19 protein-coding genes are annotated in these 25,640 nt (G+C 61.9%); 13 read left to right on the top strand and 6 right to left on the bottom strand.

The features are described from left to right. Positions 1-328: 328 nt before the first annotated feature. The 3 genes from CLV84_RS03615 to clpB all read right to left on the bottom strand — a co-directional run bounded on the left by CLV84_RS03615 (position 329) and on the right by clpB (position 7,606). On the bottom strand, positions 329-1,849 hold the full coding sequence (locus CLV84_RS03615) for a trypsin-like peptidase domain-containing protein (protein ID WP_104418369.1): 1,521 nt from the start codon (positions 1,847-1,849) through the stop codon (positions 329-331). A 1,007-nt stretch (positions 1,850-2,856) separates the two neighbouring features. Further along, the gene (locus CLV84_RS03610) at positions 2,857-4,473 is read right to left on the bottom strand and encodes a T9SS type B sorting domain-containing protein (RefSeq protein ID WP_146088694.1); all 1,617 of its coding nucleotides are present in this window, start codon (positions 4,471-4,473) and stop codon (positions 2,857-2,859) included. Positions 4,474-4,972: 499 nt separating this feature from the next. Continuing rightward, entirely contained in the window at positions 4,973-7,606 is a 2,634-nt protein-coding gene (gene clpB, locus CLV84_RS03605) for an ATP-dependent chaperone ClpB (RefSeq protein WP_104418367.1), read from the bottom strand. 545 nt (positions 7,607-8,151) lie between these two features. On the opposite strand from clpB, the gene CLV84_RS21430 reads away from it, so the two are divergent. After that, positions 8,152-8,568, top strand: coding sequence for a hypothetical protein (locus CLV84_RS21430; RefSeq protein WP_146088693.1), 417 nt, complete (start codon positions 8,152-8,154; stop codon positions 8,566-8,568). 108 nt (positions 8,569-8,676) lie between these two features. Then, a complete protein-coding gene (locus CLV84_RS03595; RefSeq protein ID WP_146088692.1) occupies positions 8,677-10,602 on the top strand; it encodes a hypothetical protein in 1,926 nt (641 codons plus the stop codon). A gap of 96 nt (positions 10,603-10,698) precedes the next feature. Here CLV84_RS03595 and CLV84_RS03590 read toward each other — a convergent pair whose 3' ends face one another. Further along, the gene (locus CLV84_RS03590) at positions 10,699-11,346 is read right to left on the bottom strand and encodes an alpha-L-fucosidase (protein ID WP_104418364.1); all 648 of its coding nucleotides are present in this window, start codon (positions 11,344-11,346) and stop codon (positions 10,699-10,701) included. Positions 11,347-11,846: 500 nt separating this feature from the next. Between CLV84_RS03590 and CLV84_RS03580 the strand changes: the two genes are divergently transcribed. From CLV84_RS03580 to CLV84_RS03560, 5 genes are all read left to right on the top strand, one after another. Beyond that, on the top strand, positions 11,847-12,410 hold the full coding sequence (locus tag CLV84_RS03580) for a Crp/Fnr family transcriptional regulator (RefSeq protein ID WP_104418362.1): 564 nt from the start codon (positions 11,847-11,849) through the stop codon (positions 12,408-12,410). An 86-nt stretch (positions 12,411-12,496) separates the two neighbouring features. After that, a complete protein-coding gene (locus CLV84_RS03575) occupies positions 12,497-12,952 on the top strand; it encodes a hypothetical protein (RefSeq protein WP_104418361.1) in 456 nt (151 codons plus the stop codon). Positions 12,953-12,962: 10 nt separating this feature from the next. After that, positions 12,963-13,901 (top strand): Rossmann-fold NAD(P)-binding domain-containing protein, encoded by a 939-nt coding sequence (locus CLV84_RS03570; RefSeq protein ID WP_104418360.1) that lies wholly within the window; start codon positions 12,963-12,965, stop codon positions 13,899-13,901. Next, complete coding sequence (locus tag CLV84_RS03565) at positions 13,898-14,617, top strand: DUF4386 domain-containing protein (RefSeq protein WP_104418359.1); 720 nt, start codon at positions 13,898-13,900, stop codon at positions 14,615-14,617. The genes CLV84_RS03570 and CLV84_RS03565 overlap by 4 nt, the downstream gene beginning before the upstream one ends. Before the next feature lie 61 nt (positions 14,618-14,678). Further along, positions 14,679-15,605: a carbon-nitrogen hydrolase family protein gene (locus CLV84_RS03560; protein ID WP_104418358.1), complete on the top strand. Its 927-nt coding sequence runs from the start codon at positions 14,679-14,681 to the stop codon at positions 15,603-15,605. Here the strand turns inward: CLV84_RS03560 and CLV84_RS03555 are convergent. Continuing rightward, a complete protein-coding gene (locus CLV84_RS03555; RefSeq protein WP_104418357.1) occupies positions 15,599-16,360 on the bottom strand; it encodes a transporter in 762 nt (253 codons plus the stop codon). The two genes, CLV84_RS03560 and CLV84_RS03555, sit on opposite strands and share 7 nt — an antisense overlap. Before the next feature lie 56 nt (positions 16,361-16,416). Continuing rightward, positions 16,417-18,177 (bottom strand): cellulase family glycosylhydrolase, encoded by a 1,761-nt coding sequence (locus tag CLV84_RS03550; protein ID WP_211295153.1) that lies wholly within the window; start codon positions 18,175-18,177, stop codon positions 16,417-16,419. 142 nt (positions 18,178-18,319) lie between these two features. Here CLV84_RS03550 and CLV84_RS03545 point away from each other — a divergent pair, with 142 nt between their 5' ends. From CLV84_RS03545 to CLV84_RS03520, 6 genes are all read left to right on the top strand, one after another. After that, the gene (locus tag CLV84_RS03545) at positions 18,320-18,907 is read left to right on the top strand and encodes a dihydrofolate reductase family protein (protein ID WP_104418355.1); all 588 of its coding nucleotides are present in this window, start codon (positions 18,320-18,322) and stop codon (positions 18,905-18,907) included. 70 nt (positions 18,908-18,977) lie between these two features. Beyond that, entirely contained in the window at positions 18,978-21,251 is a 2,274-nt protein-coding gene (locus CLV84_RS03540) for a glycoside hydrolase family 20 protein (RefSeq protein ID WP_104418354.1), read from the top strand. Positions 21,252-21,341: 90 nt separating this feature from the next. After that, on the top strand, positions 21,342-21,611 hold the full coding sequence (locus CLV84_RS03535; RefSeq protein WP_104418353.1) for a hypothetical protein: 270 nt from the start codon (positions 21,342-21,344) through the stop codon (positions 21,609-21,611). A 344-nt stretch (positions 21,612-21,955) separates the two neighbouring features. Beyond that, positions 21,956-23,437: a serine hydrolase domain-containing protein gene (locus CLV84_RS03530; RefSeq protein ID WP_170067551.1), complete on the top strand. Its 1,482-nt coding sequence runs from the start codon at positions 21,956-21,958 to the stop codon at positions 23,435-23,437. Positions 23,438-23,716: 279 nt separating this feature from the next. After that, positions 23,717-24,328, top strand: coding sequence for a YceI family protein (locus CLV84_RS03525; RefSeq protein WP_104418351.1), 612 nt, complete (start codon positions 23,717-23,719; stop codon positions 24,326-24,328). 33 nt (positions 24,329-24,361) lie between these two features. Continuing rightward, a complete protein-coding gene (locus CLV84_RS03520; protein WP_104418350.1) occupies positions 24,362-25,633 on the top strand; it encodes a hypothetical protein in 1,272 nt (423 codons plus the stop codon). The last annotated feature ends 7 nt before the right edge of the window (positions 25,634-25,640 follow it).

The following is a 25,640-nucleotide window of genomic DNA, read 5'->3' as shown; positions in this document are numbered from 1 at the left end:
CCGCATTTGGAGGGCGGACTTCGGGGCGAAGGGCAGCGGAATCGCCACAAGTTCCGGGAGCAGGTTGACCCAATCTTTAAAAGAATGAGCAAAAGGGAATGAAGACCTCCGGCTCGAATGGCTGCTGGCTGCGTGGAGGCAGCTGAGATATGCCGCCCGTGCTGTACTGACTTGTAGATGTTAGCTTCCAGGGCGGGTGGGTATTGCGGCCCATTCACTAAATCACTACTTCAAGAATTCACTACTTCTCTCCTTCCAACCTAAAAAAAGGCGACCCCCCAATGCAGGAGAGTCGCCATTTTTTAAAGCTTATCGGTTGTACCGTGCGCTACTTTACGATCGCGTACTTCACCGATTTCTCTGGATCGTCGGGGTAAAAACCCTCGAGGGTCACGGCACCGCGGCTTACGTCGAGGAGGCGCTCGAGTTGCTCCACGTTGGTCACTTCGCGGCCGTTGACCTTGGTGAGGATGAAGCCCGGGCGAACGCGGGTCTGTTCGGACAGGAGGCCATTACCCAGTTCGGCGATGGCTACGCCGCCTTCGAGGTTAAGCTCTGCGGCGTAGTCTTCGTCCAGATTCTCGAAGTCGGCACCGAGGTCGGCGTAGACTTCGGGCTTTTCCTCGGGGAGGATGACATCGGTAGTACCGTTGCTATTCTTCAGGCGCACCTCGTAGTCCCGACGATTGCCGTCGCGTTCTACGGTGATGGTTACTTTGTCACCGGGCCGGCGACGTCCGAGCTGCTCGAGCAGGGTACTGCTGCGGAGGGTTTTGACACCGTCTACGGCCAGGATAACGTCACCACTCTGGATGCCGGCTTCCTGGGCGGCACTGCCTTCCATCACTTCGGCTACGTACACCCCGTTGTTGCGGTCGATGTCGAGCTCCTTGGCGTAGGGGGTATTGAGCTGGCGGATCTGAGCACCGAGCAGGCCGCGCTGTACGACGCCGAACTCGCGCAGGTCCTCGGCTACTTTCTTAACGATGGCGGAGGGTACGGCGAAGCTATAGCCGGCGAAGACACCGGTGGGGCTGCTGATGGCGGTGTTGATGCCGATCAGGTCGCCGTTCTGGTTCACCAGGGCACCGCCACTGTTGCCGGGGTTGACTACGGCGTCGGTCTGGATAAAAGACTCGATGGCGAGGTCGCCGCCGCTACGACGTACGATGTCGATGCTGCGGCCTTTGGCGCTTACAATACCGGCGGTCACGGTACTGGTGAGGCTGAAGGGGTTCCCAACGGCCACGACCCATTCGCCAACCTTCACGTCGTCGCTGTTGGCGAACTGAACGGTCGGCAGGTCGGTCTCGTCGATCTTGATCAGGGCGATGTCGGTGGTCGGGTCGGTACCGATGACCTTGGCGGTGTAGGTACGCTCGTCGTTCAGTACGACTTCCAGGGTCTCGGCGTCGGCCACTACGTGATTATTAGAAACGATGTAGCCATCGCTGCTTACGATCACGCCGGAACCGCTTCCCTGCTGGAGGGGCATCTCGCCGCCGTCACCGCGTCCGCCCGGGTTACCGAACAGGTCACGGAAAGCGTCGGGGAGTTGATCGGGATCGATATCGCCAAAGGGCGTCTGCATCCGTCCGCCACTGCTGACCGACTTGCTGGCCTTGATGTGGACTACCGCCGGCAAGGCGCGTTCGGCCGCCACGACGAAGCCGTCGGTCGGAGCGGGTACCACCCGGGTACTGGGTGCATTGGCAAAATTGGTGAAACTGGAGGGGGTGCCGGCTACTTCGACGTAGCGGGTGTCACCCCAACCGAGATAATTGGCGCCGCCGAGGGCAATCAGCCCGCCCAACACGGCGACAAATACGATTAAGAGAAACTTTTTCATGGGACTATTTTATTAATTCGGTGTGCGTGGTTTTTCGTGGCAGAAAGCACGGTAATAAGACGATCTGACCGCTAATTTGGTTGGTGCGTTGGCCCTTTGTTAACAGTCTTTAACGGGGGTGGGTTAAGTGGTGAATGGATGAGGGACTGAATTCGTGAATTCGCTGCCGCACGTGGTAGTATCGGCTCGGCGCCGGAGAGGGCTCGACTCCGCGGTATTCGTTAGTCGTCTGCCCAGCGAAGCTGGTCCGCCGACGGGTTGCTCGTGGGAGGACTGAATTTGTGAGGGACTGAATTGGTGAATTTGCTGCCGCACGTGGTAGTATCGGCTCGGGCTGCAAGCCGCTCGACCCGCGGTGTCCATTAGTCGTCTGCCCAGCGGGACCGGTCCGCCGACGGGTCGCTCGCGGGAGGACTGAATTCGTGAGGGAGTGAATGCGTGAATTTGCTGCCGCACGTGGTAGTATCGGCTCGGGCTGCAAGCCGCTCGACCCGCGGTGTCCATTAGTCGTCTGCCCAACGGAGCCGGTCCGCCGACGGGTCGCTCGCGGGAGGACTGAATTCGTGAGGGAGTGAATGCGTGAATTTGCTGCCGCACGTGGTAGTATCGGCTCGGGCTGCAAGCCGCTCGACCCGCGGTGTCCATTAGTCGTCTGCCCAACGGAGCCGGTCCGCCGACGGGTCGCTCGCGGGAGGAGTGAATGCGTGAGGGAGTGAATGCGTGAATTTGCTGCCGCACGTGGTAGTATCGGCTCGGGCTGCAAGCCGCTCGACCCGCGGTGTCCATTAGTCGTCTGCCCAGCGGAGCCGGTCCGCCGACGGGTCGCTCGTGGAAGGACTGAATGCGTGAGGGAGTGAATGCGTGAATTTGCTGCCGCACGTGGTAGTATCGGCTCGGGCTGCAAGCCGCTCGACATCGGGCGTAGCAGCGGCTCCGCGAGCCAAGTCTCCGACGGATACTACCCCGACCGCCCATTCGCGAATTCACTAATTCAGCAATTCACTAATTCACCTAACCAGCGTAACCCCACCCGAAAACATCTTTTCCGTTCCGTTACGGAAGGCGATTAGCATGGTGTAGACGAAGTAGCCCGGCGGCATATCCCCCCCGTCCCAGCCCGCGCCGCGGTAGACACTGTTGCCCCACCGGTCGAATACCTGCATGTCGATCGACGCAATGAGCTCCTCCGCGGCTAAGGGCTGGAAGAGGTCGTTGCGCCCGTCGGCGTTCGGACTGAAGGCATTCGGGATGAAGATGTCGAAACTGGACAGCTTCAGCAATACCAGGCTATCGCAGCCCAGCGAGGACGTGAGCGTGAGGGGATATTCCCCGGCCGCCCGGAAGCCGTAGTCGGCGATTTCGAAGAGCTCGCCGTTCAGCACGGTAGCCTCCAGGGTATCGTAGGTGTCTCCGATGACCTCGAGTTGCAGGGACACGATGCTGTCACAGCCGAAGCGGTTGGGAAACGTATCGACGTAGGCGCCCGATTCAATCAGTCGGCGGTCGCCGAAGCGGTAAACGTCGTCTTCGCAGATCGCCACGCGATCCGGGGTGCGGTAAACGGGGATGCGGTATTCGTAGGTCTCCGTCAGCCGGCAACTCTGGGCGTCGGTGATCCGGACCTGGTAGCTTCCCTCGCCGTAGTGGCGCGATAGGGCCGCGGCCGTCTCCCCCACCAGGGCCACGCCGCCGAGGTACCACTGGTAGCCATACTCGGGGTTGGCCGGCACGGACAGCGTAAAGTCCGGACTACACGGGTGCGCTACTTCGGATATCCGCAGTTCGAACACCTCCAGATCCGCCAGTAGCAGGTTGTCGAAGAAATAATAGGTACTTACGGAACTGAAGGTGGCGTTGCAATCCGGACCTATGGCAATCGCCCGGATGTTCTCCTCGGGGACGATCTCGATCGATGCCTTGACCCAGGCATTCCGCCCCCCGCTGGAAACCCGCACCTCACCCAGCTTCTTCCAGTTCGGCCCGTTCGTCGGGCAGCCGAATGCCTCGTTGCCCGTGCCGAAGGGCAGGTACTCGCAGTCGGTTGTACCGAAAAAGGAAATATCGATCGGGGGCGACTGTTGAAAATCGACAAAGCCCACGTCGAACTCGAAGCGGTAGGACGTACCGGTGAGCAGCGGGCTCAGGAGGCATGCCCCGGCGTATTCCTTCCAGTTCGTTTCCGGCGCTCCGTCGCGAATTACCCGGCCGTCCCGGAAGCCCATGATGCCCTCCCCGTCCGGAAAGGGTTGCGGCGGCGGGAATTCCTCCCACCCCATCCAGCCGCACTGGTGGATCAGGTCGGTGGTGGGCTCGGAGGCCTGGATCCAGTCGACGGCGCAGTTAAGCTGGCTACGGCTGCCGGGGCAGCAATTCAGGTCTTCGAAGGAGGGATTCGGAATGAGGGACTTGGGCTCGATGATCTCGCAGGCGCAGTCGGGGTCGTTGAGGTCGATGAGCCCGTCCGCGTCGTCGTCACGGCCGTTGTCGCAAATTTCCTGGGCGGCAAGCAGGCACGGTAACAACAGGCATGCCAGCATCCACATCGGCTTGCCGGGTAGCCGCCAGCTTTGCCCTACGGTATGATGATGTTTTGCCCGAAGTTCCACGTAGACAAGATAGCTCACCGCGGTTCCTTACGCAATAGGCTTTTCTGGTGGCTCGCCCGCGGCTCGGGGTTTGGGTTCACACGGATTAACTACGTCGAGCTTCGGTTCGCTTCGCTCGGCACGGATTGGTGCTGGGCTCCGGATATCACGGATTATCGAATGCGCTGCGCGCCTTCGCTGGTCGCCCGGGTCCAGGAGCTCCAGCTCTGGGGAGTACTGTGCCACCCGCAAAGCATCTTGAAGGGTGAGATCGGGCGGAGGTGGATCTCCGCCACCCGGCCCGAGGTGCCGCGAGCGAAGCGACCGGAGCCGATCAAGAAATCCGTGCCCAAACCGCCAAAGGCAGCCGCGGAGCGAATCTGCCAAATCCGTATTGAGCATCCCGCCCACGAGCGAAGCGAGCTATCCCGAGCGGCAGCCAATTCAGTCCCTCACTCCTTCACAAATTCACCAATTAAAAAGCCCCCACTCCACCAAAGCGGAGCAGGGGCAACTTATCATACACGTCAAATAGTCGTTACACCGCCGAGGCGGTCTGGCCTACCCGCTCGGTTTCACGGGCCTGCCGGAAGACGACCACGTCGTCGAAGACGTCGAGGACGACCTGGCTGCCGGGCTGGATGTCGTTCTGCAGCATTTGCTTCGAGAGCTGCCGCAGGACGCGCTTCTTGATCACCCGCTTCAGCGGACGGGCACCGAACTCCGGGTTGTAGCCCTCGGCGGCAAGCCAGTCCATGGCCTCGGGGGCCACCGACAGGGTGATGTTCTGCTCGGCCAGCATGCGCTTGACCTCGTTGAGCTGCAGTTCGACGATCTGGCGGATGTCGCCGCGACCCAGGGGGCGGAACATCACGATGTCGTCGATGCGGTTCAGGAACTCGGGGCGCACCGTCTGCTTCAGCACGTTGAAGAGGGTGTCCTTGGTGTCGGAGATGATCTCTTCCTCGTTGCCGTCCTCGATCTGGGAGAATTTCTCCCGGATGATCTCGGAGCCGATGTTGGAGGTCATGATGATGATCGTGTTCTTGAAGTTCGCGATCCGACCTTTGTTATCGGTGAGGCGACCGTCGTCGAGCACCTGCAGCAGGATGTTAAAGACATCCGGGTGGGCCTTTTCGATCTCGTCGAGCAGCACCACGCTGTAGGGCTTGCGGCGCACGGCTTCGGTGAGCTGACCGCCTTCGTCGTAGCCCACGTAACCCGGAGGGGCACCCACCAGCCGGCTCACGGCGTGGCGTTCCTGGTACTCGCTCATGTCGATGCGGGTCATCATGTCGGCGTCGTTGAAGAGGTAGTCGGCCAGGGCCTTGGCCAGCTCCGTCTTACCCACCCCGGTGGTACCGAGGAAGAGGAAGGAGCCGATCGGGCGGTCCTGGTTGCTCAGGCCGGTGCGGTTGAGGCGGATGGAGTCGGCGACGGCCTCGACGGCCTCGTCCTGGCCGATCACGCGCTCGTGCAGTTCCTCCTCCAGGCGCAGCAGCTTCTCGCGCTCGCTCTGGAGCATGCGGGTAACGGGGATGCCGGTCCAGCGGGCGACGATCTCGGCGATGTCTTCGCTGTCGACCTCTTCCTTCACCAGCATCTTGGCCTTGGTCTGCATACTGGCCAGGCGGTCGGTGTAATCCTTCAGTTCCGCTTCGACCGCGGGGATCTGTCCGTAGCGGATCTCGGCCACCTTGCTATACTCGCCGGAGCGTTCCAGCCGGTTGGCTTCGTTCTTCAGTTCGTCGATGCGCTGCTTGGCCTGCTGGAGACCGAGCACCACCTCGCGCTCGCTTTCCCACTGGGCGCGCAGTTCGTTGCGGCGCTCCTCGAGGTTGGCGAGGTCCTTGCGGATACGGTCGATCTTGGTCTCATCGTTCTCGCGCTTCACGGCCTCCCGCTCGATCTCGAGCTGGCGAATGCGTCGCTCGAGTTCGTCGAGTTCTTCCGGCATGGAGTTCATCTCCAGGCGCAGACGGGCGGCGGCCTCGTCGATCAGGTCGATCGCCTTATCGGGCAGGAAGCGGTCGGTGATGTAGCGCTCCGAAAGCTGTACGGCGGCCACGACGGCCTCGTCCAGGATATTGATCTTGTGGTGGGTTTCGTAACGCTCCTTGAGTCCGCGGAGAATGGAAATGGCGTCTTCCTCGTTCGGTTCGTCGACCGTCACTTGCTGGAAGCGGCGCTCGAGGGCCTTATCGGTCTCGAAGTACTTCTGGTACTCCGCCAGCGTGGTGGCCCCGATGGCGCGCAGTTCGCCGCGGGCCAGAGCGGGCTTCAGGATGTTGGCGGCGTCCATGGCCCCCTGTCCCTTACCGGCCCCCACCAGCGTGTGGATCTCGTCGATGAAGAGGAAGATCTGTCCCTCGGCCTGGGTGACCTCATTGATCACGCCCTTGAGGCGCTCTTCGAACTCACCCTGGTACTTGGCACCGGCGATGAGGGCACCCATGTCAAGGCTGAAGATCTCCTTATCCCGCAGGTCCTCCGGCACGTCGCCGTCCACGATGCGGTGGGCCAGGCCCTCCACGATGGCGGTCTTACCCACGCCGGGCTCACCTATTAGAATCGGATTGTTTTTGCTGCGGCGCGCCAGGATGTGCAGCACGCGGCGAATCTCCTCGTCGCGGCCGATCACCGGGTCGAGCTTGCCGTTGCGGGCGCGCTCGTTCAGGTTGACGGCGTACTTCTCGAGGCTGTTGTAGGCGTTCTCCGCACTATTGGACGTGACCCGCTTACCTCCACGAAGTTCTTCGATGGCGAGTTTGAGTTCCTTGGTACGAATACCGGCGTCCTTCAGAACCTCGCTGGCCGGGTCGTTGATCTTCAGGGCGGCCAGGAGCAGGTGCTCGATGGAGACGTATTCGTCCTTCATCTCGCGGGCGGCCACGTTGGCCTGCTGGGCCAGTTCGACGCCGTTGCGGCTCAGGACCTGCTGGGCGCCCGTCACTTTGGGCACCCCGGCTACGATGCTGTCGATGGCGGCCTTGATCGCGTTGGTGTTTACCCCTAACTTCTTAAAGAGAAAGGGCGTCACGCTCTCGTCCACCTCGAAGATCGCCTTCAGCAGGTGCGCCGGCTCGATGGACTGCTGCTGATTGCCTACCGCAATCTCGCTGGCCCGCTGGAGCACCTCCTGGCTTTTGATGGTGAAGTTGTTGAAGTTCATAGATTTTATCGAATGCGGCCGACCGGTCCATAGCATAGGAACCGACCAGCGATGGTTAGCTAAATGCGCTCACCCCTTTAACCGGCGGCTTTATTTCTCCGGTTCGCTGGGGGGGCGCCTTAACCTTGCAAAGTGCGGACCCGAAGGAGCTACCGGCAATATTGTCAGGCCGATTCCGGCCATAGCTGCCTTTTTTTCAGGTGGTTTTTGGCGCAGAAGCGCAGGAGCGTTGTCCCTACCAAAACCCCGATCTTAAACCCGAAATCCACCTGACGCCTTCCGACCTACCCCTCATCGTTCAGCAGTTAGAATCGGAACGACTCCGACTTGAGCGGGCCATTACGGCTTGCGTCCAAGAATTAGACTATGCCCTTGCCAATCTTCACCAGGCAGGCTTAATACAGGTGAACCGGCAGCTCAGGATTTACCGCCACCTCCGTGATCCCTCCGCGGCATTATTAGCGAAAGCCCGGCGGCAATTACCGAATCTGCACGCTGCCCGCGGACGGCCTGGTTTGGGCGAAGTGGATGAATACCGGGACTTAATGGCCACGCGGGAAGCGGAGCTCACCGCCCGCATTGCCGCGCTGGAGCGTAAATCGACCGACAGCCATACCGATGGAGACGAGCTGCTGGGCGTTTTGGAAGCGCGGCTTGACCACAAGATCACGGAGGCTCGCCTGCGCATCCCCGAACACCTCCTTCTCGAGTTGATCCGTGAAGCGAACCGACTGGAATTGACCGTAAAGTATCTAGGTGAATGGCAGTACTCCACCCTTACCGTAACCAGGGGTGCCGGTAATCTTCGCAGATTGGGCTTCGACGTATCGGCAACCGGCGCTCGCCTGAGCGTTGCTGACCTGAGCTCCGTTACTCCCTACGATCTGCTGATATTGCTTTCCGCCGTAGTGTATGATGGATTTTTTCTCGAGCAGATGCCGGAAGCAACCCTTGAATACTAAAGAATCTATTAACTCCGGAGCCATGAGTGCTACGCCGGTGCTTTACTCGTTGAAACTACCTATGGCCGGCTATCAAGCGGTAATGATCGTCCTCTACAAAAAATTTCCATGACGCTCTACGGACACCCTCGGCTGGGAGCGGCCCATATTGCGAGTTATTCCCTGCGCCCCGCTGACATGCTTAGAAATATCTGTCTGTACACCTCCCTGCTCCTCACCCTTTCCCTCAAGGCCCAGATGCTCTCCCAGTCCGACGCCATAGAAATGGCCGATCGCTTACACCGTGTGCAGATACTATCCGACCATGGCAGGCAAGTGCTAACCGACCGGATTCGGGAAAATGACTTACCGCGGTACCAGTACGGCCTGAACGCTGGCGAAGAGCACACAACCGGGTTGGAAATCAGCCGCGTTGAGTTGCTGTCCTTCCTTAGCCGTGCGTTTCTGACCGACTTGGGGTACCGGTCCGGCATGCTGGAGTACACACGCCTGTACGGTGACTATGTACAAAAACGGGGACAGCAAACCCTTTCTCCGGAAGACAAGGAGAAAATTCGCAGACAAATGGCGGATTTCGAAGGCTACCGTATCGAAGCGGCGATCGAGCCCGAACCCGGGTACGTTCCGGATGACGCCGGATTTTCCTGGTACCTCACTATGTCCATGGAGATGCTGGAGCCGGAGCTTATTAGTCGCACCTGCAGTGTTACCGGTAAAACCAAACGGCGCACGCTGCGAGACCTTCGGGACCTTGGCTTGCTGACGGAGGATGTACACGAAACGATCAACCGGGAAATGCCCAGCGACCAGGCAGCGTACGAACATACCATTCTTGCCTACGCAGCCCAGCTGATGGCTGCCGTCGAAAGTTATCCCGGGGACCGGGCCCGGGAAGACGCGCTCATTGAGGCGCTGTACACCGCGGGCATCCTTTCCGCTGTGGGCTACCGCCGGTTCACCTCCCGCCCCGAAGGATCACCGTTACTCCCTAAAATCGACCTGCTGCGGTATTCCGACCGCGCAATTGTAGTTCGCCCGGAAGAACTCCCCGCCGATGTGGAGCAGGGCTATTCGTTGCTCTACGACACCCTGCAGTCCATCGTTCCGAATCTGTCCATGCAAGATCTATCGGTACGGCGCGTGGTAACCAACGATGCAGGATTTACGGGCCTGGTGGAGTATGCCTTAGAGGTAGCGTTCACCACCGAGGATGGCATCTACCGGGATAAGTTCTTTTATGACTTTGTACAGCCGGAAGAAGCAATCACCGATTCTGTGCTCGAAATCCATCAGGACCTCACACGGAGCATCAACCGCTTTCTGCGCGATCAGCGCTCGGATTACCGACTATATTTCGCCCAATCCTACCCAGAACGAAACGGGTATGCCCGCCCCGCAACTCCCGAATTTGCCTTTATTCTACTAACTGAGGAGGAATACACTATCTGGGTAAAACACCAAAGCCACGACTTCTTGTCTTGGGAAGACCACACCAACAAATTTACCAGCGACCGCATCACTTCTATTATTGAGCTATACCGGGATATGGGCTTATTCGCTCATCTTTCCACCACCGAATTGCAGGCAGGACGGGAGTGTGCGGCGCAGGCCACCATCGCCAGTTACCAGGATATACTGCTCTGTTTTCCGAAAACGATCGTGTACTTTGACTGGGAAACGGGCAATCTGGAGAACCCCTACGAAGAGCTAACTAACCAGTTCGCTGCGGCCTCCCGGGGAGCTTTCTCACCTACCGATGTCCAGGATAATTTTGCCGAGCAGTGGGAAGAAGACCACGTCGACTTTTCCTTCCATCATGCGGGCCGGCATTACCAGGAAAAACTCCGGATGGAGCTTGACTGGCTGGACCCTTCGTTCCTGGTCCTGATCGAAAGGGCGATGAAGGAGAATAAGGTCGAGGGAGAATTTCATTATGCCCTCGACGACGGACAGGCGGCAGGCTATCTGTTCCTGACCCCAGAGCAACATAGCGCGTTGCTGCGGGAACAGCCCGATTTCTTTCCCGAGTATTGACTCCTTCTCCTACCGCTCCCCGTTTGGCGCCGCAGCGCAGGAGAAACGCCCACGGTCAATAGTGATGCATTTCGGATCAGCCACCGGCACACCTGCCTACCTCACATCCACCCGAAATACCGTAGCCATCTCGTCCATCGCCGCGGCGGCGGGAGTTTGTAAAATTATCTCCTCCCCCTCCAGGGCAAAGTCGACCTGGGCACCACTACCCACCACCGTAACGGCCTCCACGGTACGCCCGTCGTTCTGGGCCACGAGATGGCGAATGGGCAGCGCGGTATTAGCCTCCGGCCTACCGAGCACGTAGACATAGACGGCGCTTCCGTCCTTGGACCGGGTGAAGCGGATGTCATGGTGGGTGTACTGCATGGTGGCGGACTGCCCGCCGAAGTGCCCCTCCTCGAATTCCGCGTCGCCGGTGGCGGCCAGCACCTCGCGCTGCTCCCGGTTGATGACGCCGTCGGCGCGGGGGCTTACATTGAGCAGCACGATGCCGCGCTTACTCCAGACGTCAATCATATTGCGGATTACCAGGGCGGGGTCCTTGTACGTCTGTCCGTCGATGTAGCTCCAGCTGTGGTTACTGAGGGTGACGCCGGTGAGCCAGTAGTCGTCGCTGATGTCGGTCTTACCGCCCTGCTCGATGTCCAGCATACCGACGTCGGCGGGCAGGTCTTCCTGCATGTAGGCGACGATGGGCGACTGGCCGTTGGCGACGGCGGTATTGAACTGGTGGGCCACCATGCGCCGGCGGTAGCTTTCGGCACATCAATCTTCGCGGCTAGGTAGCGGGGTGGGTTTTGGCGGGGTGAGGAACGATTTCGCTGGGCAGTTCATGAAAGTGTACTCGAACCGAATTTCCGATACCGACGCGGAAGGAATTACGGTATTGGAAGCGGGTCCGTTGCCGGCACTGACGTGTTGAAGGGACCGGCGGGTGAACGCTGCGGACTCGTCATTACCGGCCTTAAGGAGGTCAAGTTCTTCGACGGTACCACGCTGAATTACGCGTTTTAGGCGCATGCAACAGCCCAAGTAATACTGACGGGAACACCGGTCCGGCCCACGTGGTAACGCAGACCGAGTAACTGGGCATTCCGATGCGGGAATTCGGCCATTACGAACCGACCATCACAACCATCCGGTCATTGGGCGGCAAAGCGTAAATTCGGGTGGAGGGCGCCGGAGCGCAGGTGCAATACTTCCCGGAAAGCCCCGGCACATCCCCAAATTAAGCTCCCCGCATGAATACACTGACGGAATACTTCCGGCGGGCCGGATTCGCGCGCCCCGCGGCGGAAACCATCGCGGCCCGCTTCACGCCCCGGCTACTGGCCCGGGGGGAGGACTTCGTGCGGCCGGATCGGGTAGCCGACTCCCTGGCCTACCTAGAATCGGGGCAACTCCGCTACTTCACCGTCGACACCCGCGGCGAGGAGCGCACCACCTACATCTCCCTCGCGGGCAGCTTCGCGGCCTCCCTGCTGAGCTTCCTCAACCGGACGCCCGCGCCGGAGTGCATCCGGGCCGTGACGGATTCGCAACTCTGGACGATCGACCGCCAGCAGTTGCAGGCGCTCCGTACCGAGGTGGCCGGCTTCGGCGACTTTTACACCGGCCTGCTCGAGTGGCAGATCTGCTGCATCGACAAGGGCCGCTTCGACCTCATCACCCTGACGGCCGAGGAGCGATACCACAAGATGCTGCGGGAAGAACCGGAGCTCTTCCGGGAGGTCCCCCTGCAGTACCTGGCCTCCATGCTGGCCATCACCCCCCGCCACCTGAGCCGGCTGCGGGCCAAAAAGTAACGTGACGGTTTTTCCGGACATATGTCCGGCGGATCGGGTCCACGGCCCCCGGAACTTTGCGGCATCAACTTTCAACTACGAAAACGATGTTCAAGCAAATCTTTACCGGGCTCCTGCTCTTCCTGGTCACCACGGCACAGGCGCAGGACCGCTTCCCCGCCCATCAAATCGGCCTCAACGGCTTCCGCAACCCCTCCATCGGACTGGAATACCAGCACCGGCGGGTTTCCATGCACGCGGGCTACTACCCCACCAATTTCGAAAGTGGCGTTACGACGGAATTCCTCAAAGCCGGCGTCAGCTACTGGTTCCTGCCCTGGGGCAAGCAGCCGGTGCCCTCCGCCTTCTACGGGGGCCTGTCTTACCTGCGCGGCCAGACCCGCGACTACCGGGACCTGAACGCCCTGGCCGTAGAAGCCGGCCTACGCTGGGTGGTCTGGAAGGGACTTAACCTGCGCCTCGGCGTCATCGTCCTGGGGGCGGAAGGCAAAAGCCTGCAGGTGAACCCGACGCCGGGCATCGGCTATTCCTTCACCCTTTAATTCCCGGGCCATGATCAGTATTCTTGGAACCGGCCAGGTCGGCCGGAGCCTGTGCGAAGTCCTTGGGGAACTATACCCGACCGCCCCCCTCCGCTTATTCAATCGCTCCGGCCGGACCGACTTCCCCCTGCCCCCCGGCGTAACCGTTCGGTCCGTAGACGTAACCCGCGCGGAGGCGCTCACCGAAATCTTCCGTGAAGCGGAGATCGTTTGCTGCTGTACCGACGTGCCCTATCCGGAATGGGGACGGTTCTATCTGGCGCTCTCGGCGGCCCTCGTCGCCGGCCTCCGCGGTTCGTCCGCGCGCCTGGTCTTAGCCGACAATCTGTATTCCTACGGCGATCTGGGGGGCGCGGTCTATACGGAAGACCTGCCCCACGCCGCCGCCACCCGGAAGGGCCGCATCCGGGCGGAGCTCCTGACCGCCTTCGCCCACCACGGGGTGAGCGACCGGGTAGCCGTGGTGAAAGCGTCCGACTTCATCGGCCCGCGGATCCACAAGGGCGTCTTCGGCGTGGATTTTCTGCATCGGGCGGCGCGGGGAAAAACGGTCTTCCTGCCCGGTCGCACCGACCTGCCGCATGCCTTCACCTACATCGGAGATTTGGCCCGCGCCATGGCGCTGATTGCCTTCGCCAACGATGTTTACGGACAGGTCTGGCACGTGCCGGGGACAGCGGCACTGCCGCAGCGGGATTGGATAGATCTTTTCGAAACCGCGCTGGACCGCCGCATCCGTTATCGGTCCATCCCGCCCGCGGCCCTGGCGGTTGCTGGCTGGTTCAGTCCCTTCGCGCGGGAAGTTCGGGAGCTGGGTTATCAATTCAATCAACCGTACCTCCTTTCCGCCGAGCGATTCACAGCCCGCTTCGGAGACATTGCCACGCCGCCTCATGCCATCGTCCGGGAGACCATGGACTGGTTCACCACCCAAAGTACCCCGGCATGAGCGCGCTACGCAGTACGGGCTGGCTGTTCGTCCTCGGCGCCTGCGGGGTGCTGATCCCCTACGCCGTGCTCGCCATCCGCTTCGACTATCCCGGCATCCTGCGGCGGGACCCCGGGGAGATCCTTATGGCCTTCCACGCCGGGGGCACCGGCTTGCGGATCACCTGGTGGCTGTTTGCCGTCTTGGGACTCCCACTCCTCGTAGCTTGTCAACAACTGGGCCGAACCCTCGAAGCCGACGCGCCGGCAGCGCGGTGGCTGACCGCCGTGGGCACGCTCGGCTTGTTCGTGCAGGTCGTAGGCCTGTTACGGTGGTCCTTCGTGGTGCCGCTGCTGGCCGGCAATTACGTGTCCGGGGACGAAACCACGCAGCGGATCGCCGTTGCCCTCTTTCAGCTCGTGCACCAGTACGGCGGCGTGGTGCTGGGCGAGCACCTGGGACAACTGTTCACGATCGGCTGGGTGGTCGGGATTACGGGCTTGCTCCGCTCCGCCTGGCACTTCCCGGCCTGGTTCGCCGCTTTGGGCTACGCCAGCTCGGCGATCTACCTGGCTGCGCAGGCGGAACTTTTCGCTACGGTGCTGCCCGGTTTTCCGGTGTGGGGGCGGGCGGGCTTCGTGGGTAGCACGCTATGGCTGGTTTGGCTGGTCGCGCTGGGGCTGCAGTTGGCGCTCCACCCATCCGTGAGCGCCGGGCGGGTTTCAGCTGGACGGTAGCCAAACATTCGCCCCAATTTTATTGGCTTCCCACCTGCGCTCCGCCGCCCTATTTTGTGGCATGCCCCTATCCGTCGCCCTCATCCAGGACAGCCCCGTTTTTTTCGATAAGGAAGCTACCCTCGAAAAGTTGTCCGATCTCGCATCCGAGCAGGCGCGGGCCGGCGCCAAACTGATCGTCTTCCCCGAATCCTTCGTGCCCGGCTACCCGCGGGGTTTTGATTTCGGGGCCGTCGTGGGTAGCCGCACGCCGGCCGGACGGGAGCTGTACGCTGCCTACCACCGCGCCAGCGTCGACCTGGAGAGCGACGATCGCCCGCGGCTGGAAAAGCTGGCCCGTGACCTCGACGCCTACCTGGTGATCGGCGTCACCGAGCGCCGACGCCGGAATAGCAGCCTGTACTGCTCGATGCTTTACCTCTCCCCCACCCACGGCTTGCTCGGCGTGCACCGCAAGATCAAACCGACGGGCACAGAGCGGCTGATCTGGGCCGAGGCCGGCGGGGAGGACCTGCTCACCTTCGATACCGCCATCGGCAAAATGGGCGGCCTTATCTGCTGGGAAAACTATATGCCCCTGGCCCGGGCCGCCCTGTATCGCCAGGGAGTCGAGATCTGGATCGCGCCCACCGCCGATGCCCGCGACGGCTGGACCGCCACGATGCAGCATATTGCCCTAGAGGGCCGCTGTTTCGTGCTCGGCTGCAACCATTACATGACCGAGGAGATGTTGCCCGCCGAATACCGCGGACTGGTCCGGGAACCCGAGCGGGCGGAAAGCCGCGGCGGCAGCGTCATCGTCTCGCCGCTGGGGGAAATCATCGCCGGACCGCTGTACGGGGAAGCGGGCGTCGTCACCGCCGAGCTGGATCCGGAAGCCATCGTGCGCGCCCGGCTGGATTTCGACGTCGCGGGCCACTACGCGCGGCCGGACATCTTCACCCTCACCGTGCGCGACCAGCCGGAGCAGCGGGTGGAGGGTCAGTGATCGTCCACCCGGAAAGAGACGCCGAAGTCGAGGAAGTAGCTTCTGACACCGTAGTCACCGTCCCAGCCCACCGATAGGTCCAGGCCCAGGTTGTCGTTGACCAGATAGGCAAAACCACCGTCGTAATTGGCCGTAGCTACCCCGGTCATCGTGCCGTACACCTCCACGAAAGAGCTCCAGCGGTCGGAGAGATTGAAGCCCAGGGTCGCCACGTAGTCGTCGGACCGGGAGCCGTCGCCGGGCCAGGTGCGGCTCAGGTTGGCGGTGAAAGCCAGTAGGTCGGTCACCGCCCAGTCGGCCGCCAGGATGAGGTTAGCGCCCACGCGCTCGCGCCGGAAGTCCTCGTCCTGCGCGCGCAGCAGGGCATGTGCCCGCACCGCGATGGCCGGTCGCCAGCCATCGTTTTCCAGAAAAAGGTACCGTCCGCCCAGTTGGGTGTCGCTGATGCCTCGGTCGCGACGGGTGCCGCGCGGCGCTACCGTGGATTCGTCCGCCTCCCCGATGATGAGCGCGCTCAGTTCCAGCCGCTCGAAGACGCCCACGCGGATGTCGGTCACTTCGCTCAGGTCGAAGAGGTTTTCCCGCCCTTCCCGGGCCCAGTCGAGGTTCAGGCCCGTCTGCACCTGGTACACCCCCCTGCCCACGGTAGCGGCGTTGATCGACTGCCCCGGCCGACCGGAGACGATGGTAGGGCTGTACTGGGCCGGTAAGTACGCGGTGAGCAACAGCAAGCAAACGATCGGGATCCAGGGCATAGGGCGGCAGATTACGTCATCAAGCCCCCGCGGTCCGGGAATGTTCGGAACGGTTCCTACCGGGCGCGCTCGAAGGACAGCCAGTTTAGGTCCGCGCCGCCGGTCGCGACGTGGAGGCGGATGACCTGAGTACCGGGGTCGAGACGGACCGTACCCAGCGGGGTGGTCCGCCAGGTTTCGCCACTTCCGGTGGCGGGAAGCGGTATTGCTTCGGTGACGGTAGTTCCGTCGACGTCCAGCCGGACCGCGGCGCCGGGATCGGTCGCCGCCGCCCGGATCGCCACGCGGTAGTCGCCGGCGGTGGCGACTTCGACGGTGTACTGCAACCATTCCCCGGCCTCCGTCCAGCCGACCGCGTAGCCGTTGCCGCGCTCATCCTGCGCCGGCCGGATGTCGACGCCGTCGTTGCGGTAGGCGGAGCCGTAGTTCCAGGCCTGGCCGCCGGCCTTGGTGGTGGTGTTGTCCACTTCCGTGTCCGAGTAAGCGATACCGGCGCGGCCGAGGTCGAAGTCGGTGAGCGGGAGGTAGGTGGTCGTGTCGCCGCCCAGCGTGTGCTTCGCAAAGGGAATGGCCGCGTCCGAGTGGGGTTGCCTAATCATCGCGTCGACGACGGAGGGGTGTTGGATGTTGTTCTCAAACTTGGTGTTCTCCGCAAACTGCATCAACGCGGCGAAGGCGGTGTCCGGATCGGGCCGGGCGACTTCGTCCGGGGATCGCCAGTAATCGATCAAATCCTGGTAGCCGGGGTCCAGCGGAATCTGCAGGGGATTGTTGTAGCCCAGTTTCTTCAGCGGCCACCAGGCCCAGCCGAAGTCGTTTTCCTCGAAGAGCGAGATGGCATCCGTAAACCAGGTGTTCGAGTTCTCGCCGGTTTCGCCGAGCCAGATCGGCACCTGTCGCTCCTCGCGCATATCGAGCATGTGCTGGATGGAGGCCCGGTCGTTGGGGTTCCAGTATTTATGAAAGCTGACGACCAGATTATCGTCCCACAGCTCCGGCAGTCCGCGGTAGTTATTGCCCCAGCAGTTGCCCTCGATGATGACGATGTGGTTGGGGTCCACTTCCCGGATCGCCGCCGTGATGTCGCGTTGCAGCTCCCACAGGATCGTGTTCTCGGTTTCGGCGCAACCGTTGGGATCCTCCTCGTGATTTTGGAATCCCCAGTTGGGCTCGTTGATGATGTCGTAGCCGGCTACCGCGGGCTCGTCGGCGTAGCGTTCGGCGAGGCGGCGCCAGAGGGCGATCGTTTTCTCCCGGTTGGCCTCGCTTTCCCAGAGGGAAGGCTTAGTGGGGTCGTAGTCGTTGATGTCCGCGTTCTCGCCCTGTCCGCCCGGGGCGGCGTGGAGGTCGAGGATGAGGTACATTCCGTTGTCCTGGCACCACGCCAGGAGGCTGTCGGTAAGCTCGAAACCCCGCTCCCGCCAGGTGACCTCGCCGGCTACCGGCTCTTCCTCGATGGGCGGGGTGAACAGCTTATAGTGCATCGGCAGGCGGATCAGGTTGAAGCCCCAGCCAGCCAGGGCCTCCACATCGGCCCGCTGGGTGTGGTTGGCGAGCCAGGCGTCGTAGAAGCGGTCCTTGCGTTCGGCGCCGACCAGGTCCTCGATGCGCCGCTCGATCTTGTACTGGGGCCCGCCGGTCTTCAGCATGTAACCCTCCTGGAGCATCCAGCCGCCGAGGCCTATGCCGCGGAAGATGACTTCTTCACCTTCGCCGTTGAGGATGCGGGTGGCGTCGGCGCGGAGGTAAGTGGCCGGTTGGGCGAGGAGGCTGAAACTGCCACCCACCAAAAACAGGAATAGGGACCAAGTGCGCATAGTTACCAGGTTGAATCCGATAAGGATACTCCAAATTGTCGGAATGCAAAGAGCCTCATCGTGAGCTCGCCGGGCGGGATAGCGACGAACCGCAGCGGCAGGTCAACGGGTTCTAAAGAGCGAGCGGGAAAAATATTATACCATGAGAAAGCTGATCCTTTCCATGCGAATCTCTCTGGACGGATTCGCGGCAGGGCCGGAAGGCGAGCTGGGGTGGATGTCCCCCACCACCGATGCGCAGTGGGAAGCACTGTTCGACCTGCTGGACCATACCGACCTCCTGCTCCTGGGCGGGGGCATGTGGGCCGGTTACCGCGATTACTGGTCTTCCGTACTGCACGGAGAAGGCCATTCGGAGTACGACCGGCGGTACGCCCGCTACGCGGAACGGACGCAGCACCTAATCTTTTCCGCCACCCTCCGCGACGCCAAATGGCCCGGAGCCCGAATCGAAAACGGGGATGCCGCGGCACGGATTAGGTTGCTCAAGGAGCAATCCGGTAGGGATATGCAGATCGTAGGCGGCGCGCAATTTGCCGCCACCCTGATCGAGTCCGGGCTCGTTGACGAATACCGCCTGGAGGTGAATCCCGTGCTCCTGGGGAGCGGTAAGCCGCTGTTTCCCAAGCTACAACAACAACGCTTCCTCCGGCGCACCGATGTGCTTTCCCTCGACAACGGCGTAACGGTACTTACCCTCGTCCCGGCCGAAGGAACGCCCGATCACTAGTGCCTAAGCGGGTACAGCGCCCAGTGTCCGGTAGGTTGTACCTTCCCTGCGTTAACGCCCCCGCACCTCCATGCTCCGTAGCCTCATTCTTCTTCTGTTTACCGCCTTCGTGGGTGGGTTATCCGCCCAGCAGCCCCTCGATCTCATCCCCTACCCCGCCTCCGTTACCCGCGGCACGGGCACCTTCACCTTCGATGCGGATACCCGCCTGCGCACGGAGTCGGCGGCCCAGCGCCAGGTAGCGGACTTCTTCACCAAGCAGTACGCGCGGGCTACCGGGTGGGATTTGATGGCGCCGGGGCGCGGGAGAAAGGCCATCACCGTGCGACAGGATACCGCCCTGGGCGACGAAGCCTACCGCCTGGACGTCAACGCCGATGGGATCACCGTGGACGCCGGCTCCCTGCACGCCCTGGTCTACGGACTGCAAACCCTCCGGCAGCTACTTCCGCCCGCCTTCGAGGACAGCACAACCGTCACCGACGTAGCTTGGGAAATTCCGCAGTTGACCATCGAAGACGAGCCCCGCTTTGCCTGGCGCGGACTGATGCTCGACGTCTCCCGCCACTTCTTCCCCGTGGAGTACATCAAGGAGACCATCGACCGGATGGCCTTCCTGAAGCTTAATACCCTGCACTGGCACTTGGTGGACGACCAGGGCTGGCGGATTGAGATCAAAAAGTACCCTCGGCTCACGGAGATGGGCGCCTGGCGCGTAGACCAGGAGGCCATAGCCTGGAACGCCCGCGAAACCAACGACCCCGCCGCCGAGGCGACCTACGGGGGTTACTACACCCAGGCGGAGATATCGGAGGTAGTCGACTACGCCTGGCGGCGCGGCATCACCGTCGTCCCCGAGATCGAGATGCCGGCCCACGTAATGAGCGCGATCGCGGCTTATCCGTGGCTGTCGTGCACGGAAGACACCATCGCCGTACCCTCCGGCGGCGTGTGGCCGATCACGGAGATCTACTGCGCGGGCAAGGAATCGACCTTCACCTTCCTGGAAAACGTGCTCACCGAGGTGATGGCGCTCTTCCCCTCGCGCTACATCCACGTCGGCGGCGACGAGGCCACGAAGACCAACTGGGAGCTCTGTCCCCACTGCCAGCGCCGTATCGAGGCGGAAGGCCTGGCGGGCACCGACGAGCTGCAGAGCTACTTCATCCGCCGCATCGAGCGGTTCCTGAGCGAGCTCGGCCGCACCTTGCTGGGCTGGGACGAGATCCTCGAGGGCGGACTGGCTCCGGGCGCCACCGTCATGAGCTGGCGCGGGATGCAGGGCGGCTGGGAGGCCTCCAAGGAGGGGCACGACGTGGTGATGACGCCCACCAGTCACGCCTACTTCGATTATTACCAGGGCAACCCCGACTACGAGCCCACCGCCTTCGGGGCCTTTACCTACCTGAACACCGTGTACGGATTCGAGCCCACGCTGGATTCCATGACGCAGGCCCAGCGGGACCGCGTGCTGGGCGGACAGGCGAACCTGTGGTCGGAATACGTGCCCACGCCGGCGCATTCGGAGTACATGCTGTATCCGAGACTGTGGGCTACGGCCGAGGTGCTGTGGTCGCCGCGGTCGGTACGCGACTGGGCGGACTTTTCGACCCGGACGCGCCGCATGTTTCCCCGCTTCGACCGGATGGGGATCAACTACGCCAAAAGTGCCTACCAGGTGACGATGGAGCCGCAAGTGGACCCGGCCGCGCCCAGCGTAAGTCTGCGATTGGCCAGCGAATTTCCGGATACGCGGATCCGCTACACCACCGACGGTCAGCCGGTGACGGCCGCTTCGCCGTTGTACGACGGCCCCGTCCGGCTAAGCTCCACGGCTACCGTGAAGGCCGTCGTCTTCGAGGATGGTAAACCGGTCACCCGGCCCACCGAAAAGAGCTATGTATTCCACGAAGCGGTGAACGCCCGGGCGACCTTCGAACCCACCTACCATCAGGCCTACTCCGGACAGGGAGACGTCACCCCCGTCAATATCCTGCGCGGCAGCAAGGACTTCCACGACGGCCAGTGGCTGGGCTGGCTGAATACAGACGTGACCATCGAGCTCGACCTGGGGGAGGCGAAGGAAATTTCTTCCGTGCAGCTGGGATTCCTGGAAAGCCAGGGGGCGGGGATCTACTTTCCGACCTCCGTGGCGGTGTCCGTGTCCGAAGACGGGCAGACGTACACCGAAACGGGCACCTTTACCCGGGAACTGCAGTCCGCTCCGGAGACGACCATCGAAGACTTCGGGGTGGACTTTCCGGCCCGCCCGGCGCGCTACTTGCGGCTCCGGGTAGCGCACGGACGGTCGTGGTTGTTCCTGGATGAGGTGTTGGTTCGGTAAGTTCCATTATCCTGCGCGCCTGCTGTACAAGATCCCGGTACACGGGAATGGATATTTCCCCTATTTTAAAAGGTCCCTACCCGAACGGCTATGCACCGCATTCGCTTCAACGCTTTACTGATGGGCATTGCCCTACTGAACGGCGGCGGCTTGCATCTGCTAGGCGTGCCCGAAGACTACCGGCAAATGACCCTATTCTTTAGTCTGGTAGCGTTCTTCTTCCTCTACCTGCAACGGATGCGGTACCTGGGCTGGACGATGGACGACTTCGCGGCCTACCTGAAACCCTTTACCGGAGGAGCGAAAACCAGGGATCTGTTTCTGGGTAAACGAGCGCATCAGGAAGACCACAGGCTTTAAGTCGGGTGGTCAAGTCGGAACCCGATGGATCGCGCGCTTCCGGATCTGACGGATGCCATACAAGATACTTCCGTTACGTACGTACCCCCGAGTACGCCGCCGCGCTAAAACCGCGCATTTAGGCGACCCAGCCCCCGGGAAACCGCCAACCGCGGTGAACAACTGGTAAATCCCTAGACTCCGGGTGCTACCCGGCGGGTATGGTCGGCCGGTCGCAGCGTACCGCGTATCTTGACCTGGCGGTTAACCCGGCGCGGTGCTGAATGCATCCACGGGCGTGCATGCTCCGTCCTTTTCACGAACCCAAAATCGGCCGCACTTTGTCCCACCAAATATCGCCCCGTATGCAGCTTTCCCCTTTGCAGCTGACCCGGGGGTACAATCTGCTGGTCTTGCTACTTTCCCTTGGTTCCTTCGGCGGCTACGGCCAATCGTCGCGGTACGATATCCGCCAGCACTTTGACGGGCTGTACGCGGGTTACGGGGACACCACCCCCGGCGCGGCGGTGCTGGTAGTGGAAGGCGATTCGATCCTGTTCGCCGAGGGGTACGGCACGGCCAACCTGGAATACGGCATACCCGTAGATACCGGCACCGTATTCCAGGTAGCCTCCATTTCCAAACAGTTCACCGCCTTTGCCGTCTACCTGCTGGCCGCGGACGGGCTGATCGGCCTGGAGGACGCGGCCGGTCAATACCTGCCCGAACTCACCCAGTTCGCGCCGGCGATCCGGGTGGACCACCTGCTCAGCCACACCAGCGGACTGAAGGACCACCTCGCCCTGCTCACCTTCGCGGGTTGGCGGATGGACGAGTACGTCGACAACGACCAGATCCTGCGGTTGGTGGCCCGGCAGCGGGAACTGAATTTCGCGCCGGGAAGTGCCTTCCGGTATTCGAACACGAACTACGTTCTGCTAGCCGAATTGGTGGAGCGGGTGTCCGGGATGTCCCTCGATGCATTCCTGCGGGAAAGGGTGTTCGAGCCGCTCGGGATGGACCATACCCAATTCTACGACGACCACGAGCGGCTGATCCCCCACCGTGCCTACGGCTACGACTTCGCGGCGGGCCGATTTAAAAAGGAGGCCCTAAACAACAGCTACGTCGGCTCCACCGGCCTGTTCACCACCGCGGCGGACCTGGCGAAATGGAGCGCCAACTTCTACGACCCCGTGGTGGGGGATCCGGCCCTGATCGCCACCTTCAACGCAGCCACCACCCTGGACAATGGCTCGCCCGCGTACGCGGACGAACAACTGGGAATCCGCCACGCCAAGGGGCAGTTCCTGCGCGAGTACCGGGGGCTGACGAGCTTCATCCATACCGGCAGCGACGGGGGTTTCCGGGCCTTCCTCGGTCGCTGGCCGGCACGGCGGCTTACGGTGATCCTGCTCAGCAACGATGCCCGTTTCGCGCCCTACCCGAATGGCTTTGGGTTTGCCGAAAGGTACCTGGAGCCGGTACTCGGGCCCTACGCTACCTTCACCCCACCCGTCGCGTCTCCTTCGGGCGAGAAGGTGGCTAAACCGAAAGCACCACTCACTCCGGAAGCCATTACCGGTACCTACCACAGCGATGAGTTGGACAGCACCTTCGACCTGCGGTTCGTTGACGGTAAACCGCTGCTCTCCCACTTTCGGCTGGGCGATATTCCGCTGCGGACGGACGGCAAAGGCGGATTTTCGGGCGTCAATTGGTACTCCTTTACCGTAGACTTTCCCCGGGGAGCCGACGGGCGGGTCACGGGGATGGAGATCGTCGACTTCCGGGGGGAGCGGTTACGGTTTGAGCGGATGGAAGAAGCTACGGCTACCGAGCGATAAGCCGGGGGAATGCCCGAAGGGTCACGCTACGCGTTCGGCATACCGGGCTTGACGGTGAGGAACTGCTTTTCACCGGCGCCCCGCCGCCAGGTGCTTCCGGTACCAGACTTCACCGGTCAGTACGATGCTTCGCCACCGCTTCTCTGCGGGTGACGCCCCCAGCCGCCATCCCGGGCCACTGCGAAGAATCATCGCCGGCAGTGATCTGCCGCAGTGCAGCCGCTCCCTGGTGGGGATAATTTTGTGTCGTCAACCGATAAAACGGATAACACCATCCTTATGAGAACGCACCTTACCTCCCTGCTTTTCCTCCTTTGCTGCACCCTGTGGCTTTCGGCCGTCGGGCACGCCCAAACCGGCTACGAACTGCGGGGCGAAGGCGACACCAGCATGCGGGTGCTGGGCTCCTCTACCCTCCACGACTGGGAAATGGAGACCGCCAACGTCACCGGTGACGCGGTGTTCGTGCTGGCCGACGCCACGGAGCCCGCCCTGGAGGCGATCAAAAACCTGAGCTTCGCCCTCCGGGTGGAGGACCTCAAGAGCGGCAACAAGGGGCTCGACAACAACGCCTACGACGCCCTGCAAGCCGAGGAATACCCCCGCATCGCTTACCAGCTGACCTCCGCCACGCTATCTCCGCAGGCGAAAGGGCAACTGGCCAAGACGCGCGGCCGGCTCACCATCGCGGGCACGACCCGGGATATCGAGATGGACGTCTTCGTGGTCGTTAACGCGGACGCCTCCGTCACCTGCAAGGGCTCCTACAGCCTCAGCATGACGGACTATGACGTAACGCCCCCCTCCTTCATGCTGGGCGTCATGAAAACCGGTGACGTCATTACCCTGCATTTCTCGGTCACCTACGAGAAAAGCTCCGAAGGAGCCTGATTCCCCCTAACCACACCCACAAACCATATTACCATGAAATATTTCCTGCTCCTGGTCGCCTGCGCGGTCACGATGACGACCCACGCCCAGCGCGCCGACCTGCAATACTTCCGCCCGAACGACCAACGCGGCATCAACGTCTTCGAGACGGCCAAGGCGGATACGGTGCCCTTCGACGGGGTAGCGGTGCGCGTGGGTGGCGATTTTGCCATGCAATTTCAGGCGCTCGACCAAAGCAACGATGCCAATAACCTGGTGGAGCTCGGCGACAACTTCAACCTGCCCACCGCCAACCTCAACCTGGACGTACAACTGATCGACGGGGTGCGCATGCACCTGACCACCTACCTCTCCGCCCGCCATCACCCAGAAGCCTGGGTGCGGGGCGGTTACCTCCAGCTCGACGATTTGGGTTTCATCCGCCCCGGTTTCCTGGACGGGCTCATGCGGTTCGCTACCGTCCGCATCGGCCTGGACGAGTTCAACTACGGCGACGCTCACTACCGCCGCAGCGACAACGCCCGGGTGACCTACAACCCCTTCGTGGGCAACTACCTCATGGACGCTTTCTCCACCGAAGCCTTCGGGGAACTGACCGTCCAGCACAAGAGACTCTTGGCCGTGGTGGGCGTGACCAACGGCAAACTCAACCAGAACGTGGTCGTGAACGACAATACCGACAATCAGCCTTCCTTCTACGGCAAGGTGGGCGTGGACAAGCAGGTGAACGCCGATCTACGCCTCCGGCTTACCGGCTCGGTGTACACGAATCACGGAACCACCACCGGCACCTGGCTCTACGGCGGCGATCGCGCGGGCAGCCGCTACTACTCGGTACTGCACACCCTGCCCGACACCGAAGGCAATAGCGAGGGCGGTGACTTCGACGGACGCTACAACGCCCGCTTCGCGAAACTGACCGCGGTACAGCTCAACCCCTTCGTCAAGTTCCGGGGCCTGGAGTTCTTCGGGATCTACGAGGTAGCCTCCGGCAGCAACGAAACGGAGGTCGGCGAGGAGGGTGCCTTTACCCAGCTGGCCGCGGAATTGATCTATCGCTTCGGAGCGCAGGAGCGGTTCTACGTCGCGGGACGCTACAATACCGTCCAAGGAAAAGCACTGGAAAACGCGGCCGAAGAGCTGCAGATTAAGCGGCTGAACGTCGGTGGTGGCTGGTTTTTGTCGAAGAACATCGTCACCAAGTTGGAATACGTCCGCCAGGAGTACACCGGCAACGCCTGGACCGGCCGGTTTGCCGGGGCGGAATTCAGCGGGATTAATTTGGAGGCGGGGATCAGCTTTTAGCGGGATT

The sequence above is a fragment of the Neolewinella xylanilytica genome (assembly GCF_002934605.1).
GTDB lineage: Bacteria > Bacteroidota > Bacteroidia > Chitinophagales > Saprospiraceae > Neolewinella > Neolewinella xylanilytica.
Note: the sequence above shows the minus strand (reverse complement) of the source record. Positions and strands in the feature narration are given on the sequence as shown.

What these genes read in the sequence shown, in the direction of transcription:
- CLV84_RS03615 (WP_104418369.1), bottom strand. Translation starts at nt 1,849, where the DNA reads ATGAAAAAGTTTCTCTTAATCGTATTTGTCGCCGTGTTGGGCGGGCTG.
- clpB (WP_104418367.1), bottom strand. Translation starts at nt 7,606, where the DNA reads ATGAACTTCAACAACTTCACCATCAAAAGCCAGGAGGTGCTCCAGCGG.
- CLV84_RS21430 (WP_146088693.1), top strand. Translation starts at nt 8,152, where the DNA reads ATGGCCACGCGGGAAGCGGAGCTCACCGCCCGCATTGCCGCGCTGGAG.
- CLV84_RS03595 (WP_146088692.1), top strand. Translation starts at nt 8,677, where the DNA reads ATGACGCTCTACGGACACCCTCGGCTGGGAGCGGCCCATATTGCGAGT.
- CLV84_RS03590 (WP_104418364.1), bottom strand. Translation starts at nt 11,346, where the DNA reads ATGGTGGCCCACCAGTTCAATACCGCCGTCGCCAACGGCCAGTCGCCC.
- CLV84_RS03580 (WP_104418362.1), top strand. Translation starts at nt 11,847, where the DNA reads ATGAATACACTGACGGAATACTTCCGGCGGGCCGGATTCGCGCGCCCC.
- CLV84_RS03575 (WP_104418361.1), top strand. Translation starts at nt 12,497, where the DNA reads ATGTTCAAGCAAATCTTTACCGGGCTCCTGCTCTTCCTGGTCACCACG.
- CLV84_RS03570 (WP_104418360.1), top strand. Translation starts at nt 12,963, where the DNA reads ATGATCAGTATTCTTGGAACCGGCCAGGTCGGCCGGAGCCTGTGCGAA.
- CLV84_RS03565 (WP_104418359.1), top strand. Translation starts at nt 13,898, where the DNA reads ATGAGCGCGCTACGCAGTACGGGCTGGCTGTTCGTCCTCGGCGCCTGC.
- CLV84_RS03560 (WP_104418358.1), top strand. Translation starts at nt 14,679, where the DNA reads ATGCCCCTATCCGTCGCCCTCATCCAGGACAGCCCCGTTTTTTTCGAT.
- CLV84_RS03555 (WP_104418357.1), bottom strand. Translation starts at nt 16,360, where the DNA reads ATGCCCTGGATCCCGATCGTTTGCTTGCTGTTGCTCACCGCGTACTTA.
- CLV84_RS03550 (WP_211295153.1), bottom strand. Translation starts at nt 18,177, where the DNA reads ATGCGCACTTGGTCCCTATTCCTGTTTTTGGTGGGTGGCAGTTTCAGC.
- CLV84_RS03545 (WP_104418355.1), top strand. Translation starts at nt 18,320, where the DNA reads ATGAGAAAGCTGATCCTTTCCATGCGAATCTCTCTGGACGGATTCGCG.
- CLV84_RS03540 (WP_104418354.1), top strand. Translation starts at nt 18,978, where the DNA reads ATGCTCCGTAGCCTCATTCTTCTTCTGTTTACCGCCTTCGTGGGTGGG.
- CLV84_RS03535 (WP_104418353.1), top strand. Translation starts at nt 21,342, where the DNA reads ATGCACCGCATTCGCTTCAACGCTTTACTGATGGGCATTGCCCTACTG.
- CLV84_RS03530 (WP_170067551.1), top strand. Translation starts at nt 21,956, where the DNA reads ATGCAGCTTTCCCCTTTGCAGCTGACCCGGGGGTACAATCTGCTGGTC.
- CLV84_RS03525 (WP_104418351.1), top strand. Translation starts at nt 23,717, where the DNA reads ATGAGAACGCACCTTACCTCCCTGCTTTTCCTCCTTTGCTGCACCCTG.
- CLV84_RS03520 (WP_104418350.1), top strand. Translation starts at nt 24,362, where the DNA reads ATGAAATATTTCCTGCTCCTGGTCGCCTGCGCGGTCACGATGACGACC.